Annotated in this window: 19 protein-coding genes; 8 read left to right on the plus strand and 11 right to left on the minus strand. The window is 70.9% G+C overall.

Annotated features, from left to right (window positions below):
• Window positions 1–31: 31 nt before the first annotated feature.
• The 4 genes from EDF40_RS03735 (at window position 32) to EDF40_RS03750 (ending at window position 2,152) form a co-directional block, all read left to right on the plus strand.
• Complete coding sequence (locus EDF40_RS03735; RefSeq protein WP_017887054.1) at window positions 32–202, plus strand: DUF3117 domain-containing protein; 171 nt, start codon at window positions 32–34, stop codon at window positions 200–202.
• A 127-nt stretch (window positions 203–329) separates the two neighbouring features.
• The gene (locus EDF40_RS03740) at window positions 330–1,058 is read left to right on the plus strand and encodes an AAA family ATPase (RefSeq protein ID WP_123294101.1); all 729 of its coding nucleotides are present in this window, start codon (window positions 330–332) and stop codon (window positions 1,056–1,058) included.
• Window positions 1,059–1,100: 42 nt separating this feature from the next.
• Complete coding sequence (locus EDF40_RS03745) at window positions 1,101–1,601, plus strand: helix-turn-helix domain-containing protein (protein ID WP_123340709.1); 501 nt, start codon at window positions 1,101–1,103, stop codon at window positions 1,599–1,601.
• 2 nt (window positions 1,602–1,603) lie between these two features.
• Entirely contained in the window at window positions 1,604–2,152 is a 549-nt protein-coding gene (locus tag EDF40_RS03750) for a PIN domain-containing protein (protein ID WP_123340710.1), read from the plus strand.
• A 2-nt stretch (window positions 2,153–2,154) separates the two neighbouring features.
• Here EDF40_RS03750 and EDF40_RS03755 read toward each other — a convergent pair whose 3' ends face one another.
• Complete coding sequence (locus EDF40_RS03755; RefSeq protein WP_123294100.1) at window positions 2,155–2,787, minus strand: O-methyltransferase; 633 nt, start codon at window positions 2,785–2,787, stop codon at window positions 2,155–2,157.
• Between the two features lie 64 nt (window positions 2,788–2,851).
• On the opposite strand from EDF40_RS03755, the gene EDF40_RS03760 reads away from it, so the two are divergent.
• Entirely contained in the window at window positions 2,852–3,226 is a 375-nt protein-coding gene (locus tag EDF40_RS03760; RefSeq protein ID WP_123340711.1) for a twin-arginine translocase TatA/TatE family subunit, read from the plus strand.
• Between the two features lie 80 nt (window positions 3,227–3,306).
• Here the strand turns inward: EDF40_RS03760 and EDF40_RS03765 are convergent, their stop codons facing one another.
• From EDF40_RS03765 to EDF40_RS03785, 5 genes are all read right to left on the minus strand, one after another.
• Window positions 3,307–4,593, minus strand: coding sequence for a carbohydrate-binding protein (locus EDF40_RS03765; RefSeq protein WP_185002721.1), 1,287 nt, complete (start codon window positions 4,591–4,593; stop codon window positions 3,307–3,309).
• 168 nt (window positions 4,594–4,761) lie between these two features.
• Window positions 4,762–5,610 carry a bifunctional 2-polyprenyl-6-hydroxyphenol methylase/3-demethylubiquinol 3-O-methyltransferase UbiG gene (locus EDF40_RS03770; protein WP_123340713.1) on the minus strand — a complete coding sequence of 283 codons (849 nt, stop codon included), beginning with the start codon at window positions 5,608–5,610 and terminating at the stop codon, window positions 4,762–4,764.
• Window positions 5,611–5,620: 10 nt separating this feature from the next.
• Window positions 5,621–6,781, minus strand: a complete 1,161-nt coding sequence (locus tag EDF40_RS03775; protein WP_123340714.1) for an Mrp/NBP35 family ATP-binding protein — start codon at window positions 6,779–6,781, stop codon at window positions 5,621–5,623.
• Window positions 6,774–7,274 (minus strand): DUF1003 domain-containing protein, encoded by a 501-nt coding sequence (locus tag EDF40_RS03780; RefSeq protein ID WP_111085044.1) that lies wholly within the window; start codon window positions 7,272–7,274, stop codon window positions 6,774–6,776. The genes EDF40_RS03775 and EDF40_RS03780 overlap by 8 nt, the downstream gene beginning before the upstream one ends.
• A gap of 52 nt (window positions 7,275–7,326) precedes the next feature.
• The gene (locus EDF40_RS03785) at window positions 7,327–8,646 is read right to left on the minus strand and encodes a magnesium transporter MgtE N-terminal domain-containing protein (RefSeq protein WP_111084991.1); all 1,320 of its coding nucleotides are present in this window, start codon (window positions 8,644–8,646) and stop codon (window positions 7,327–7,329) included.
• An 83-nt stretch (window positions 8,647–8,729) separates the two neighbouring features.
• On the opposite strand from EDF40_RS03785, the gene EDF40_RS03790 reads away from it, so the two are divergent.
• Window positions 8,730–9,656: a general stress protein gene (locus EDF40_RS03790; protein ID WP_123340715.1), complete on the plus strand. Its 927-nt coding sequence runs from the start codon at window positions 8,730–8,732 to the stop codon at window positions 9,654–9,656.
• A gap of 31 nt (window positions 9,657–9,687) precedes the next feature.
• On the opposite strand, the gene EDF40_RS03795 is transcribed toward EDF40_RS03790, so the two are convergent.
• Together EDF40_RS03795 and EDF40_RS03800 are read right to left on the minus strand one after the other, a co-directional pair.
• A complete protein-coding gene (locus tag EDF40_RS03795; protein WP_123340716.1) occupies window positions 9,688–10,176 on the minus strand; it encodes a GNAT family N-acetyltransferase in 489 nt (162 codons plus the stop codon).
• Window positions 10,177–10,185: 9 nt separating this feature from the next.
• Window positions 10,186–11,670, minus strand: a complete 1,485-nt coding sequence (locus EDF40_RS03800; protein ID WP_123340717.1) for an aminopeptidase P family protein — start codon at window positions 11,668–11,670, stop codon at window positions 10,186–10,188.
• Window positions 11,671–11,739: 69 nt separating this feature from the next.
• Between EDF40_RS03800 and EDF40_RS03805 the strand changes: the two genes are divergently transcribed.
• Window positions 11,740–12,612: a PHP domain-containing protein gene (locus EDF40_RS03805; protein WP_123340718.1), complete on the plus strand. Its 873-nt coding sequence runs from the start codon at window positions 11,740–11,742 to the stop codon at window positions 12,610–12,612.
• A 177-nt stretch (window positions 12,613–12,789) separates the two neighbouring features.
• Here the strand turns inward: EDF40_RS03805 and EDF40_RS03810 are convergent, their stop codons facing one another.
• Window positions 12,790–14,292, minus strand: coding sequence for a DEAD/DEAH box helicase (locus EDF40_RS03810; protein ID WP_123340719.1), 1,503 nt, complete (start codon window positions 14,290–14,292; stop codon window positions 12,790–12,792).
• A 90-nt stretch (window positions 14,293–14,382) separates the two neighbouring features.
• On the opposite strand from EDF40_RS03810, the gene EDF40_RS03815 reads away from it, so the two are divergent.
• Complete coding sequence (locus EDF40_RS03815; RefSeq protein ID WP_260213504.1) at window positions 14,383–15,099, plus strand: ferritin-like domain-containing protein; 717 nt, start codon at window positions 14,383–14,385, stop codon at window positions 15,097–15,099.
• A gap of 22 nt (window positions 15,100–15,121) precedes the next feature.
• Here EDF40_RS03815 and EDF40_RS03820 read toward each other — a convergent pair whose 3' ends face one another.
• Both EDF40_RS03820 and EDF40_RS03825 read right to left on the minus strand, forming a co-directional pair.
• A complete protein-coding gene (locus tag EDF40_RS03820; protein ID WP_123340720.1) occupies window positions 15,122–15,418 on the minus strand; it encodes a hypothetical protein in 297 nt (98 codons plus the stop codon).
• A gap of 4 nt (window positions 15,419–15,422) precedes the next feature.
• Entirely contained in the window at window positions 15,423–15,647 is a 225-nt protein-coding gene (locus tag EDF40_RS03825; protein ID WP_111084998.1) for a DUF3107 domain-containing protein, read from the minus strand.
• Between the last annotated feature and the right edge of the window lie 45 nt (window positions 15,648–15,692).

The following is a 15,692-nucleotide window of genomic DNA, read 5'->3' on the forward strand; positions in this document are numbered from 1 at the left end:
CGGGCAGGTACTGCACGAAAGGGGACATCTGATGGCAGCCATGAAGCCGAGGACCGGTGACGGGCCGATGGAGGCTGTTAAGGAGGGTCGACTCATCATTGTGCGGGTTCCGCTCGAAGGAGGAGGCCGCCTGGTCGTCTCGGTCAACGATGCCGAGGCCAAGGAACTCCATGACGCACTCGCTGAGGTCGTCTCGGCCTAGTAGTCGAAAGCACCAGAACGACGGGTCCGGAGCGTGTACGCGCCGGGCCCGTCGTCTGCGTCCGGGGTGCCGCGCCGTCGGCGTCCGCGCCCGTCGCGCTGTCGGTCGGGTCCGGCAGGATGGCCTCGTGCCGAGGACCCACATGCCGATCCGCCGTGTCGAGGAGTACCGCGACCCGGACCCGATGCCGCGCGACGTGTGGCCGGCGACGCTGCCCCCGGTGCGGCAGCTGCTCGACGAGGGACTCGACCTCGACCCGGTGACGGTGTTCGTCGGCGACAACGGTGTCGGCAAGTCCACCCTGATCGAGGCGATCGCGCTCCGGTTCGGCATGTCACCCGAGGGCGGCTCCACCCTGGCGAACCACTCGACGCGTCCGTCCGAGTCGTCGCTGTGGCAGCACATCGTCCTCCGCCGTGACTTCGGTGCGCCCCGCGGCGGGTTCTTCCTGCGCGCCGAGACCATGCACGGCTTCTTCACCTACCTCGAGGACCACCCCAACCACTCCCGCCCCGAGCCGGTGTTCCACGAGCGGAGCCACGGTGAGTCGTTCCTCGACTTCGTCATCGACCGCGCGCAGTGGCCGGGGCTCTGGATCCTCGACGAACCGGAGTCGGCGCTGTCCTTCTCCGGGTGTCTGACGCTCATCGCGCTGCTGCGGTCGATCGTCGACAGCGGGGTCGGGCAGGTCGTGCTCTCGACGCACTCACCGGTCCTGGCGGCGTTCCCCGGCGCGACGATCCACGAGGTCGGCGAGTGGGGGTTCCGGCGCACCGAGTGGGAGGACCTCGACCTGGTGCGCAACCAGCGGTCGTTCCTCGAGTCACCGGAGCGGTACCTGCGGCACCTCGAGTGACCGGCCACCCGTTCTTTCGGTTCTTTCGTTTAAGCTGGTCGCATGACCGTCACGACCGAGCCCGCTGACCGCCGCGCGGCATCCCGCACGTACTTCCCAGGCGATGACCGCGACGACCTCGTCGGGCTGGCGAAACTCCTGCACGAGATCGAGCGCGAAGCCCTCGCCGGTGGCGTGGCCGAGCTCCGAGCGCCGGACGGACGGGTCCGGACGATCCCGGCCGAGGTCTTCGAGGTCCTCGAGCAGGTCGCCGATGCGCTCGCGAGTGGGAGCGGGGTCACGGTCGCTCGGAACGACACGCAGATGACCACGCAGCAGGCGGCTGAATTCCTCGGGGTGTCGCGTCCGACGCTCGTGAAGTACCTCGAGGACGGCGCGATCTCCTTCGAGAGGCGCGGGCGGCACCGGCGCGTCCTGCTCCGGGACCTGGTGTCGTTCCAGGACCACTTCCGCAATCGACGCCGCAGCGCGCTGCGCGAGGCCGCGCGGGAGGGCCAAGCGCTCGAACGTCAGCAGCGCGGTGACGGGCCGGCGGAGCGCTGACCGTGGCGTTCCCCGCGTTCTTCGACGCGTGCGCGATCTACGGGATCACCCTCTCGGACCTCCTGCTCCGACTGGCCGATGACGGGGTCTTCCGGCCGCTGTGGTCTGAGCAGGTCCTCGACGAGGTCCGGCGGAACGCCGTCGCGGCGGGTGCCTCACCGAGCCGGATCGACCGACGGTTGTCGATGATGCGGACGTACTTCCCGGATGCGCTCGTCACTGGCCACGAGGATCTGGCCGAGGGGCTGACGTGTGACCCGAAGGACCGCCACGTGCTCGCAGCCGCGGTGCGAGCCGGCGCGGACGTGCTCGTGACCTTCAACCTGCGGGACTTCCCGCCGGCATCACTCGCTGTACTCGACGTCGAGACGGTCCACCCGGATGACTTCCTGCTCGACCAACTCGACCTGTTCCCCGGCGTCGTGACCCGGGTCCTCCGCGAGCTCGCCGAGGATTACGTGGACCCGCCGCAGTCGGTCGAGGACATCCTGGACACCCTCCGTCGCGCGGGCGTTCCACGCTTCGCCATAGACGTCCGACGGTACCTCTGACGCTACGCGGTGACCTTCGTCAGCTGCAGCAGCCCGTCACCGGCCGGCGAGAGCGCACTGCGCACCGCCCCCGACGTCGACACCTCGGTGAGCAGCAGCCGGAAGTCGGTCGTCGCCCGGTCGCGCTTGACCGGGTCGGCGACGCGTCCGCGCCACAGCGCGTGCGGCACCAGGACGGTCCCGCCGAGGCGCGCGAGCCGCAGCCCGTGCTCGACGTACTCGATGACGTGCTCGGGGTCGGCGTCCACCAGGACGACGTCGTACGACGCCTCGTTCATCCGGGGGAGCACCTGGTTCGCGCGGCCAGGGATGAGCCGGATCCGAGCGGGGGCGGTGCCGGCGCTGATGTAGGCGTCGCGGGCGAACTGCTGGTGGTCGACCTCGACGTCGATCGTGGTCAGGGTCGCGTCCGGCGCGCCGCCGAGCAGGTACAGCCCGGAGACTCCCAGGCCCGTCCCGATCTCGATGATGCTCGTGGCTCGGGAGGCTGCGGCGATGACACCGATCTGCGCGCCGATCGCGGGCGAGATCGCCTCGACACCGAGCTCCAGGGAGTGCTCACGAGCGCGGGCGATCGCCTCGGACTCCGAGACGATGTCCTCGGCGAACTTCCAGTTCGACTCTTTCTCTGACACGCACACTCCGTTCGGTTGACAACTCTAGGGGTGCATCGGAGCCGTACGGGTTAGGCTCGCTCACGTGAACATCCCGCTCGACAAGATCCTGATCATCGGGATCATTGCCGTGCTCTTGCTCGGGCCGCAGCGCCTGCCGATGTACGCCCAGAAGTTGGCCGAGTTCGTGAAGGCCGTCCGCCGGTTCGCCGACACCGCGAAGGAGCGGATGCGCGACGAGATGGGCCCCGAGTTCGACGACATCGAGTGGCAGAAGCTCGACCCGCGACAGTACGACCCCCGCCGGATCATCCGCGATGCACTCCTCGACTCCGGCGGCGCCAGCAGCGCCGCCGCGGTCCAGACCGCGCAGGTGACCGCCTCCAAGGTGCGCGCGACGGCTCCCGTCGTGCCGCTGGCCGCGGGAGAAGCGCCGCCGTTCGACGCGGAAGCGACCTGACGCCCGTCACGTGACCACCTGACGGACGGGAGGCCCGGTGCCAGCTGGCACCGGGCCTCCCGTGTTCGGTGTGGTGACGACTACTTCAGGTCGGCGAGGAAACGATCCGTCCAGGCGAGTGCCGGTGCGCTCGGGACGGAGCTGCAGGTGGACGACGCCGTCGACGAGGCGCAGGGCGTGTCCCGGTCGAGCGACCAGTAGTGGATCCCGGCGAGGCCGTTCGCCTTCGCGTAGGCGGACAGGGTGTCGACGTCGGCGAGGGTGAAGACCTCGTCGGTGGTGTCGTTGACGCCGATCATCGGGGTGACCTCGATCTTCGACGACGCGATGCCGTACGTGTGCTGCAGGTTCGTGACGGCCTGGATCGAGGACTTGCCCATCTGGCAGGTGGAGCCGGAGAGCACGCAGTTCGCGGCGGTCGCGCGGCCGAAGTCCATCGTCATGAGGTTGATCGTGTAGTTCGTCAGGGTCGACGCCTTGATCGCCTTCACGGTGGCGTCGCCGGTGCTGTTCAGCCCGCCGTACGAGCCGTCGCTGGCGGCCAGGGTCGCGAGCGTGAACGAGAAGCGCATGCCCGGGTACTTCGCCTGGGCGAGGGCTGCGGCGCTCACCAGGTTCTGCACGTCGGCGGCGGACTGACCGCTCTCGATGTCGAAGTCGACGCCGATCATGTGCGGGGTCGCGTACCGGGCGATGAACGACTGCAGTGCGGCGCCCGAGCACTTGAACGAACCGGCGGCTCCGCCGGTGCTGACGATGTAGTTCACCCCGGCGGCATCGAGCTTCGGGATGTTGGCGTTCGCGAAGGCATCCGCCGCGACGCCGCCCCAGTTCTCGCTGCCGCACGTGCCGGTCGCGAAGGCGAGGGTGATCGCCTTGAGGCCGGGCTCGCGGGTCGACACCAGGCTGTTGCTCGAGCCGACCACCGGGATCCGCGTCCCGGTGACCGCGGTGTTCATGACGTTCGTGTTCCAGTCGAGGTTCACGGTGATGTCCTTGTACGGGCTGAACACCAGTCCGCTGGCCGTGCCGCCGCTCCCGCCAGTGCCGGGGGTCGTCGTCCCCCCGCCGGGAGGAGTGGTGCCGCCGCCCGTGCCGGAGCAGGCGCCGGTCGACGTCCACGGCTGGCCGCTGCCCGTCGCCCCGGCGTGCGTCGCGGGGTCGTCGCCCTGCGTCCACCAGTTCGCGGTGTAGTTCGATCCGTTCTCGCTGACGGTGGCACCGCCGGAGTACGCGGTGCCGGCGGTCCACGCGGTGGCGCACGACGGCGTCGCGGCGATGGCCGGTGCTGCGGCGAGTGATCCCCCGGCGATCACTGCGGCGACGGTGGCCACGAGGCCGATCCGTACTCGGGTGTTCTGGTTCACACGGTTCTCCTGTCCTCGGCCGGACGTCGTCGTCCGGCGGGTGGAGCCCAGGCGGTCACATTCCGCAAGGGCATTGTGCAATGCCCTTGCATAATGCTCCGGGGTGGAACGACCTGTCCATGAACGAACGTACAGGTGTGCGCCGAGCGGACGGCAGGACGCCTGTCGTCAGTCGCGGGTGGCGACGATCGTGTAGGTCAGGGGAACCCGGTCGCGATCGGCGTCGGGCCACGCCCACGAGCCGTCGCCGGTGTCCTCCATGCGGGGACTGAAGCGCCAGGGCAGCGTGCGCCCCTCGTCCAGGCGGCGGAGTCGGAGTCCGGCGTCGAGCAGGGCGTTCACGATCTCGGACAGCGGGTGCGGCCACTCGAACGTGCGGGTGTTCGCCACGGTGCCGTCGCCGGCGTAGGTGCCGGCGTCGTCCCACTGCTGCGCGGTGCCGTCCGGGAAGTACCGGTACCGGGTGACGAGCTCGTCGGCGGTCTCGTCGAGGGCGTAGAGCGCGGGGTGGCCGTCGCGGATGAAGAACACCCCGCCCGGGCGCAGCAGGGCGGCGACCTGTGCGGCCCAGCGGTTCAGGTTGGGGAGCCAGCAGATCGTGCCGATGCTCGTGTAGACGACGTCGAAGTCGCCGGAGACGGCAGCGCGGGCGTCGAGCACGTCGGTCTCCACCCAGGTGACGTCGAGTCCGAGCCGCGTCGCGAGGCCGGCGGCGGAGGCGAGCGCCGCGGGGGAGAAGTCGACGCCGGTGAGCCGGGCGCCCTCACGGGCGAGCGACACGGTGTCGGTGCCGATGTGGCACTGCAGATGGCAGACGTCGAGCCCGGTGAACGACCCGTTCGGCAGCCACGGCGTCAGTGCCGGCAGGTCGTCGCGCACGACGTCCGAGCGGTGCGCCGGGTCGGACAGCTCGTCCACGGCGTAGGCGCCCTCGTGGATCGGCACCCGGTCGTCCCAGTTCGCCCGGTTCGTGTCGCGGGCGCGGTCCCAGTCGACGCTGACGTGATCCATGCTCATGCTGATGAGCCTAGGACAGCGACAGTCCCAGCTTCCGTCCGGCCAGTCCGCGCCCCATCGTCGTGATGCCGTCGGCGATCGCGGCGAGGGCGACGGCTGCGGGGTCCTCCGGCGCGCCGAGCACGACCGGCAGGCCGGTGTCCCCGCCCTCGCGGAGCGGCACGGACAGCGGCACGCTGCCGAGCACCGGCACGGGGGCGTCCTGGCCGCGGGAGAGCCGTGCCGCGGTCTCGGCGCCACCGCCCTCGCCGAACAGGTGCAGGACCGAGCCGTCGGGCTGCACGAGCCCGGCCATGTTCTCGATGACCCCGATCACCCGCTGGCCCGTCTGCCGGGCCACGATCCCGCTGCGCTCGGCGACGTCGGCCGCAGCGGCCTGGGGGGTGGTGACGACGAGGACCTCGGCGTGCGGGAGGAGCTGGCCGACCGAGATCGCGACGTCACCGGTGCCGGGCGGCAGGTCGAGCAGGAGCACGTCGAGGTCGCCGAAGAACACGTCGGTCAGGAACTGGTTCACGGTGCGGTGCAGCATCGGGCCGCGCCAAGAGACCGCGGTGGAGGCGTCGTCGACGAACATCCCGATCGACACGACCTTCACGTCGTGGGCGACGGGCGGCAGGATCATGCTGTCCACCCGGGTCGGACGCGGCGCAACGCCGTGCTCGTCGGTCAGTCCCATCAGCCCGGGGATGCTGAAGCCGTGCACGTCGACGTCGACGATCCCGACCCGCTGGCCACGCGCAGCGAGTGCGACGGCCAGGTTCGCGGTGACCGTCGACTTGCCGACACCGCCCTTGCCGCTCGTGACGGCGATCACCCGGGTGAGCGAGTCCGGGGTGAACTGCACGCCGCGAGGCCGGCCGGCCCGCAGTCGTTCGGTCAGCGCGGCACGCGTCGCGGGGGCCATCACCGACACGTCGACGTCGACCGACGACACCCCGTCCACGGAACCGGCGGCGACGCGCACGTCGCGCTCGATGGTGTCGGCGGCGGGGCACCCCACGATCGTGAGCTGCAGGTCGACGCGCACCGCGCCTCCCGGCTGCACGTCGACCCCACGGATCATGTCGAGCTCCGTGACGGGCCGACGGATCTCGGGGTCGATCACGCGGCCGAGCGCAGCGAGGACCGCCGTGCCCAGCTGCTCGTCGGCAGGAGCCGCCTCAGCCACGGGTGGAGCTGCCGGGCTCGTTCGCGTAGCCGGCGTCGTCGGCGTCGCGCCGGTCGAGTTCCTCGAGCAGGGACCGCAGCTCGGCGCGGATGAAGTCCTTCGACGCCATGTCGCGCATCGCCAGCCGGAGCGCGACGACCTCGCGCGCCAGGTACTCGGTGTCCGCCAGGTTGCGCTCCGCACGCTGCCGGTCCTGCTCGAACTGCACGCGGTCGCGGTCGTCCTGCCGGTTCTGCGCGAGCAGGATGAGCGGTGCGGCGTACGAGGCCTGCAGCGACAGCACCAGGGTCAGCGCGGTGAAGCCGATCGCGGCGGAGTCGAACTGCCACGGCTTCGGCGCGAGGGTGTTGTAACCCATCCAGACCACACAGAACAGGGTGAGGCCGATGAGGAACCACGGCGTGCCCATGCCTCGTGCGATGCCCTCGGTCGCACGACCGAACGTGTCACCGCGTCCGCCACGACGGCGGGTCGGGAGCACGCGCGTGCGCATGCCCTTGGGGGAGTCGAGGCGGACGTCGGAGCGCTCGCGATCACGACGGTTCTCATCCGTTCGGGCCACGGGTGGTCCTCCTTCCCGTCGTCACGGGTGTCTTGCGCGGGCGTTGGCGTGGAAGCGGTGAGGGTTCCCCCTCGCCCTGACTTCGCCAGTCGTCCGGCAGGACGTGGTCGAGGACATCGTCGATCGTCACCACCCCGACGAGGCGGTGGGCGTCGTCGACCACGGGGACGGACAGCAGGTTGTAGGTCGCCATCACGCGGGTGACCTCGGCAGCGCTCGCGTCGACCCGGACCGGTTCGGTCTGCTGGTCGATGAGCGTGCCGAGCCGTTCGTTCGGCGGGTAGCGGAGCATGCGCTGGAAGTGCACCAGCCCGAGGAACCGACCGGTCGGCGGCTCGTACGGCGGCAGCGTGACGCACACCGCGGCGCCGAGCACCGGGGCGAGGTCGTGGCGGCGGACGAGCGCGAGCCCCTCGGCGACGGTCGCGTCGGCGGAGACGATGACGGGCTCGGTGGTCATCAGACCACCGGCGGTGTCCGGCTCGTACTCCAGGAGCATGCGGACGTCCTGCGCCTCCTCCGGCTCCATGAGCTGCAGGAGCGCCTCGCTCCGTTCGTCGGAGAACTGCGCGAGGACGTCGGCTGCGTCGTCCGGCTGCATCTGGTCGAGCACGTCGGCAGCGCGGGAGTCCTCGAGCCGCGACAGGATCTCGACGCGCTCCTGGTCGGGCATCTCCTCGAGCACGTCGGCCAGCCGGTCGTCGGGCAGCTCTTCGGCAACCTCGAACCGGCGTTCCTCCGGCAGGTCGAGCAGCGTGCTCGCCAGGTCGGCGGGCACGAGATCGGAGTACGCCGCGATGACGTGCTCGGCGGACTGGGCCTCGCCGGGGAGCTCGTCCTCGGTGACCTCGTTCCACGTCGCGAAGGTCGTCGGGCCCTTGCCGAACGGCGACGGGGTGGTCTTCGGCTTGCGGAGGAAGAGCTGCGCGACCTCCCAGTCGCCCTGCCCGCGGTCCTCGATCGCGACGTCCTCGATGGTGGCGCGGATGCGCTGGTTCTTGATGAGGACCTTGCGACCGAGCATCTCGGCGATCACCCGGACCTCGCCGCCGCGCTGCTCGAAGCGGCGCATGTTGACCAGCCCGGTGGTGATGACCTGGCCGGCACCGATCGAGGTGATGCGGCCGACGCTGACGAAGATGCGGCGCTTGCCCGGCACCTCGACGATCAACCCCACGACGTGCGGGGGATCGGCCCGGCGGTACACCACCAGAACGTCCCGGACCTTGCCGACGCGGTCGCCCGCGGGGTCGAAGACGGAGCACCCGGCGAGGCGGGCGACGAAGACCTTCGTGGCGCTCACCCGACCCAGCGTAGTCGGTTGCGTGCTGGCGCTTCCCCGGCGGTGCACGTGCGATTGCAAGGTGTGCGGTGAATGATGGCTGTGTGAGCAATCAGAGTCCCTTCGCCGGCAGGACCGCCCAGGCCTTCCCGACGCTGCCCAAGGGCGACGTCCTCGGCACGTACGACAGCTACCCCGATGCGCAGCGCGTCGTGGCGAAGCTCGCCGACGCCGACTTCCCGGTCAACCAGCTCTCGATCGTGGGCAACGACCTGAAGACCGTCGAGCGCGTCACCGGCAAGATGACCTACGGCCGTGCGGCGATCGCCGGAGCACTGTCCGGTCTCTGGCTCGGCATCTTCTTCGGCATCGTGCTCACCCTGTTCTCGCCGAGCTCCGGCGGCCTGATCCTCGCCGCTGCGATCATCGGCGCCGCGTTCGGCATGCTCTACGGCATCGTCTCGTTCGCGATCACCAAGCGGCAGCGCGACTTCACGAGCGTCCACCAGGTGCTCGCCACGAACTACCAGATCGTCGTCAACCCGCAGCTGACCGGTCAGGCGCAGCGCATCCTCGGCGAGCACGGCGCGACGCCGTCCACGCACTGGAACGAGCAGCACCAGCAGGGCGCTCCCGGCGCACCGGTGCAGGGACAGCAGCCGTGGCGGCCCGCCCCGCCGCAGCAGCAGTCGCCGTACGGCGGACACGCCACACCCCACCAGCAGCCAGGAGGCCCGCAGCAGCCCGGCACGTCGGCCCCCGGTGGGCAGACGGATGCGCCCACGGCGCCGGGTGCGTCGAGCGCGCCGCGGTACGGCACGAACGACGGGCCCCGGTACGGCGAGAACGCAGACCCGTCCGCTGCCGCCCCCGCCGACCGACCCACCGCGGGTGGGCCGGCGATCCCGGAGCGTCGTCCGCAGGACCCGCCGCAGTACGGCGAGCGGGTGCCCGGTGCGACGCCGCCGGCACCGTCGTCTTCGTCGACCCCGTCGTCGCCGTCGTCCCCGAAGGGCGACGAGCGCGCCTGACGCCTGCGTGCTCGGGGCCGGTGTGCTCGGGCTACAGCACCTTCGAGTAGCAGATCGACAGCGGGGCGCCGACGTACGGACCGAAGTTGGCGATGCGCGTGAAGCCCTCGCGCTCGTAGAACCCGACGGCGCGCTTCTGCTCGTTCCCCGTCTCGAGCACGAGCGCCGGTGACCCGAGGTCCAGCGCGGCCTCTTCGAGCCGGCGCAGCAGCGTGGCCGCCACACCCGAGCCGCGGGACTCCGGCCGGACGTACATGCGCTTGATCTCGGTGATGCCGTCGTCGACGACCCGCAGTCCGCCGCACGCCAGCGGAGTGCCGGCCTCGTCGCGCGCAAGGAAGAACACCGCGATGGAGTCTGCCGTCGGCTTGTCGCCGGGTTCGGTGTCGCCACCGTAGGCACGGTCGATCTCCAGGCGCTGCGCGGCCCGGAGTCGCTGCGCGTCGGGGGAGTCGAAGTGCTCGACCTCGATCGAGAACTGCGGCGTGCGGGCGTCGGAGGAGGCGTCGGGCGTCGTCACCCGCTCAGGCTAGCGGCCGGAGCGCGCGATCCACCCCTCCACTTCCGAGGGGGTCCGGGGGATGCCGATCGACAGGTTCTCGGCGCCGTCCTCGGTGACCAGGATGTCGTCCTCGATCCGGACGCCGATGCCGCGGAACTCCTCGGGCACGGTCAGGTCGTCCTGCTGGAAGTACAGACCGGGCTCGATCGTGAACACCATGCCGGGCTGCACGACGCCGTCGATGTACATCTCGCGGCGGGCCTTCGCGCAGTCGTGCACGTCGAGGCCGAGGTGGTGGCTCGTGCCGTGCACCATGTAGCGGCGGTGGAACTGGTTGTCGGGTTCGAGCGACTCTTCTGCCGAGACGGGCAGGAAGCCCCACTCGGCGGTCTTGCGGGCGATGACCTCCATCGCCGTGGCGTGCACCTGGCGGAACGTGATGCCCGGCTTGACGATGGCGAACGCGGCGTCCGCTGCCTCGAGCACGGCGTCGTAGACCATGCGCTGCACGGGGGAGAACGTGCCGCTGACCGGCAGCGTGCGGGTGATGTCGGCCGTGTAGAACGAGTCGACCTCGACCCCGGCGTCGATGAGGATCAGGTCACCCGGCTGCACGGCGCCGTCGTTCCGGGTCCAGTGCAGGATGCAGGCGTGGTGGCCCGAGGCGGCGATCGTGTCGTAGCCGACCGTGTTGCCGTCGGCGCGAGCCCGACGGTTGAAGGTGCCCTCGACGATGCGCTCGCCCCGCTGGTGTGCCAGGACGGCGTCGAAGTCGGCGATCACGTCGTCGAAGCCGTGCTTCGTCGCGTCGACGGCCTTGCGGAGCTCGCCCACCTCGTACGCGTCCTTCACCAGGCGCTGCTCGGACAGGTCACGGGCGAGGACGTCGTCGGTCGCCGGTGCGTCGTCGGTCTCCGGAGCGCCGCCGACGGCGCTGCCGAGTCGTGCGTCGAGGGTGCGGGTCAGGTCGTCGTCGGCCTCGCGCACGAGCAGCGCCGAGGCGTCGAGTCCGTTGGCGACGTCCGAGAAGGAGCCGAGGTCGGCCGTGGCCAGCCCGAGGTCGGCGGCGACGGCGTCGAGCGAGGGACGCGGGCCGACCCAGAATTCGCCGATCTCGGGGTTCGCGTAGAACTCTTCCGAATCACGACCGGCCGTGGCGCGGAAGTAGAGCGTGGCGTCGTGCCCGGAGCCGTTCGGCGTCATCACGAGGACGGAACCGACGACGGTGTCGGTGCCCCACCCGGTCAGGTGCGCGAAAGTGGAGTGCGGGCGGAACGGGTAGTCGCAGTCGTTCGAGCGGACCTTGGCCTGCCCGGCGGGGACGACGATCGTGCGGCCCGGGTGCAGCTCGGAGATGCGGGCCCGACGCGCGGCGGCGAAGGCGGCCTGCTCGCGGGGCTCGGGGATCGTCTGCTCGCGGTCGGCCCACTGCGACCCGATGAAGTCCTTGAAGGTCGAGGACCCGGGGGTCGTGGAACGGTTGCTCGTCGCGCGGGGAGTCGTGTCGGCCATGCCCCCATCATCGCACCGCGCTGCACCGGCGTCCTGTGCGGCCCCTCACCTGTGGATAGCATTGTCGACGTGCCCGACCCGTTCATCGACCTGCACGCGCACTCGAGTGTCTCCGACGGCACCGAGCGACCCGCGGAGCTCGTCCGAGCGGCCGCGGCCGCCGGCCTGGACGCCGTCGCGCTCACCGACCACGACACGACCGCCGGTTGGGCCGACGCGTCGGAGTCCGCACGCGAGCTGCCGCTGACGCTCCTGCCGGGTCTCGAGCTCAGCACGCGCATCGGTTTCCGCAGTGTGCACGTCCTCGGCTACCTGGTCGATCCGCACGACCCGGGCCTGGTCGAGGAGACGGACCGCATCCGCTCCGGCCGCCTCTCGCGCGCGCACCGCATGGTCGACCGCATCGGCGAGGACCACCCGATCACCTGGGCCGACGTCCTGGCGCAGGCGAGCCCCGGGGCCACCATCGGCCGCCCGCACATCGCCGACGCGCTCGTCGCGCGGGGCCTCGAGTCCGACCGGAGCGCGGCGTTCCGCGGCATCCTGCACCCGGCGTCCGGCTACTACGAACCGCACGCGGCGCCGTCGCCCCTGCGCGGCGTCGAACTCATCCGACAGGCGGGCGGTGTGCCGGTCATCGCGCACCCGGCAGCCTCGTCGCGGGGGATCGTCATCGACGAGCCGATGCTCCGCGACCTCGTCGACGCCGGGCTCGGCGGGCTCGAGGTGGACCACCGCGAGAACCTGGCGCACGGCAAGCGCACCCTGCTCGACTGGGCGTCGCGCTACGGCCTGTTCGTCACCGGTTCGAGCGACTACCACGGCACGGGCAAGCCGAACCGGCTCGGCGAGCACCGGACGGCGCGGGTCGCGTTCGACGCCATCCTGTCCGAGGCCACCGGCAGCGCGCCCGTGGTCGGCCCCGGCTCGCGCCTGTCCTGACCCGAGGCTCGTCTCACCGAAGCGACAGTTGTCGCTCGGCGCGCCCTGACCCCTCCGCGAAAGCGACAGATTCCCGCCGACAGTTCGCGGCGATCTGTCGCTTTCGCGGACGCAGTCGGCGGGTGGGGACGACGAAGGGCCCGTCGCGTCAGCGACGGACCCTTCGGTCTGGAGGCGCTACTCGCCGTCCGACGAACCCTGCGGTGCCGAGGCGGTCGCCGAGGCATCGCCGGTGCCGGCTCCGCGACGGCGGCGACGGCGGCGACGCTTCGCGGCGCCGTCGGTGGTCCCGCCCTCGGTGGCCGACGTGTCGTCGGTGGGCGCGGAGGTCGGAGCCGCGGACTCGGCGGCGGGAGCCTGCGAGGCGGGCTGCTCCGAGCCTCCTGGCCGGGTGCGGCTGCGCGACCGCGAACGCGACGCGTCACGCGGACCGGAGGCCGGACGGTCGCTGCTGCGCTTCTCGGCGGGGGCACCGGCCGACGCGGCGTGCGACGAGGCACCGGGCAGACGGCCCTTGGTGCCCTTCGGGATGTCGAGTTCCTCGAACAGGTGCGGCGACGACGAGTAGGTCTCGACGGGCTCGGGGATGCCGAACTCGAGGGCCTTGTCGATCAGCGTCCACTTGTGCAGGTCGTCCCAGTCGACGAACGTGACCGCGATGCCGGTCTTGCCGGCACGGCCGGTACGACCGGCGCGGTGCAGGTAGGTGTCCGGGTCGTCCGGGATCGTGTGGTTGATGACGTGCGTGACGTCGTCCACGTCGATGCCGCGGGCGGCGACGTCGGTGGCGATGAGCACGTCGCGCTTGCCGGCCTTGAAGGCGGCCATCGCGCGCTCGCGCTGCTCCTGGTTGAGGTCACCGTGCACCGCTGCGGCGTTGAACCCGCGGTCCTTGAGCTCCTCGACCAGCTTCGCCGCCGCACGCTTGGTGCGGGTGAAGATCACGGTCTTGCCGCGGCCCTCGGCCTGGAGGATGCGGGCGATGACCTCGTCCTTGTCCAGGGAGTGCGCGCGGTAGATGAGGTGCTTGATGTTGGCCTGCATGAGGCCCTCGTCCGGGTCGGTCGCCCGGATGTGCACCGGACGGCTCATGAACCGGCGGGCGAGGGCGACGATCGGCGCGGGCATCGTGGCCGAGAACAGCATCGTGTGCCGTACCTCGGGGATGGCCTGGAAGATGCGCTCGATGTCCGACAGGAAGCCCAGGTCGAGCATGCGGTCGGCCTCGTCGAGGACGACTTCCTGCACGTGGGACAGGTCGAGGAGTCGCTGGCGCTGCAGGTCGATGAGGCGCCCGGGCGTGCCGACGACGATCTGGGCGCCGGCCTTGAGCTGCTCGATCTGGCCTTCGTACGCCTTGCCGCCGTAGATCGCCGCGACGGTGGTCGGGCGGTTCGAGGTGGCGACCTCGAGGTCCTCGGTCACCTGGACCGCGAGTTCGCGGGTCGGGACGACGACGAGGGCCTTGACGCCGGGGGCCGGGTCGGCGCCGAGTCGCTGGATGAGGGGGAGGCCGAACCCGAAGGTCTTGCCGGTACCGGTCTTGGCCTGGCCGATGATGTCCTGGCCGGTGAGGGCGAGCGGGATCGTCTGCTGCTGGATCGGGAAGGGCTCGAGGATGCCCTTGCCCGCGAGCGCGTCGACGATGTCCTGCTCGATGGAGAGGTCTGCGAAAGTCAAAGAATCACCTTAGTTCTGGTGGAAGTCCGGGCCAGTCTACCGATGGGCGGGTGGAGCGGGGCGCGAGGCGGTTCCCGCTATGCTCTCCGGGTGGTGTCGTGGTGGAACCGGAAGCGCGCGGCGCAGCTCGCAGCAGCGTGGCTCGCGTCGCGGAACCCGCGCAACGCAAGCCAGGTCAAGCGTCTGGCGCTCGACGACGTCACCCCCGAGCTCGACGTCTACCTGGGCCAGGCGGCGTACCTGCAGCTCTCCGTCTACGAGACGATGGGTCGCGCCGGTGCCTCGGCGCCGACGCTGTCCGGTCGCCTGGTGACCGGTGTGCTCGCGACGACGGCGCTCGACCGGCACCGCACGATCGTCGCCGAGATCGAACGGGGCGGTTCGGACCCGGCGGAACTGATGGCGCCGCACCGCGAGGCGATCGACCGGTTCCTCGAGCGCACGAGCGGCGCGGACTGGTACGAGTCGATGCTGACCGGCTACGTCACGGCCGGCATCCTGAACGACCTGTTCGGCAACCTGCTGCGGTCGCTGCCGAACGACGTGCGGCAGCGGTTGCGCTCCGTGTTCGACGCGCGTGAGGAACCCGCGGTCGTCGAGGAACTGACCGCCCGCATCGAGGACGACCCCGAGGTCGGCTCGCGCCTGGCGATGTGGGGTCGGCGTCTGGTCGGCGACACCCTGCTCGTGGCGCGGTCGGCGTTGGCGTCGCACGCGCGCGAGGACCAGGAGCGGCTCGAGCCGGTCTGGACCGAACTGATCGCGGCGCACACCCGACGGATGGACGCACTCGGCCTGACGGCCTAGGCGCGGCGGTCCCGTGCTCGGCTCAGGCCCCGCGGGCCTTGAGTCGTTCGTAGTACTCGACGTCGCTCTTGTTGCGGCGCGTCCCGAGCAGCCACTCGACGACGAGGGCGACGACGCCCGCGCCGACCAGGGCCACGACCCAGATCCAGGTGGCGTCGTACCGCCAGCCGGCCCAGGTCAGTGCCTCCCACAGCACGGCAGCGGCGATGCCGCCCACGGCGGGCCCGATCAGGACGCCACGACTGGCGCGCCACGGCAGGACCACGTGCGCGATCCCGCCGATGATCAGGCCGCCGAGGACGGCGAAGAGCAGTTCCACGTCGTCAGGCGACGAAGCCGATGCGGCGTGCCTCTTCCGCGCCGACCTCGACGTACGCCAGGGCGGCGACCGGAACGATGAAGCGACGGCCCTTCTCGTCCTGGAGCGACAGGTGCGTCGCCTTCGACGCGAGGGCCTCAGACACGGCCTTCTCGATCTCGTCGGCGGTCTGGGCGGTCTCGAACGCGATCTCGCGCGGGCTGTTGATGATGCCGATCTTGATGTCCACGAGCACAGCGTATCCGAGCGGTCCCGGAGGACATCGGACGTTCGC

Source organism: Curtobacterium sp. PhB170, assembly GCF_003752345.1.
Lineage (GTDB): Bacteria > Actinomycetota > Actinomycetes > Actinomycetales > Microbacteriaceae > Curtobacterium.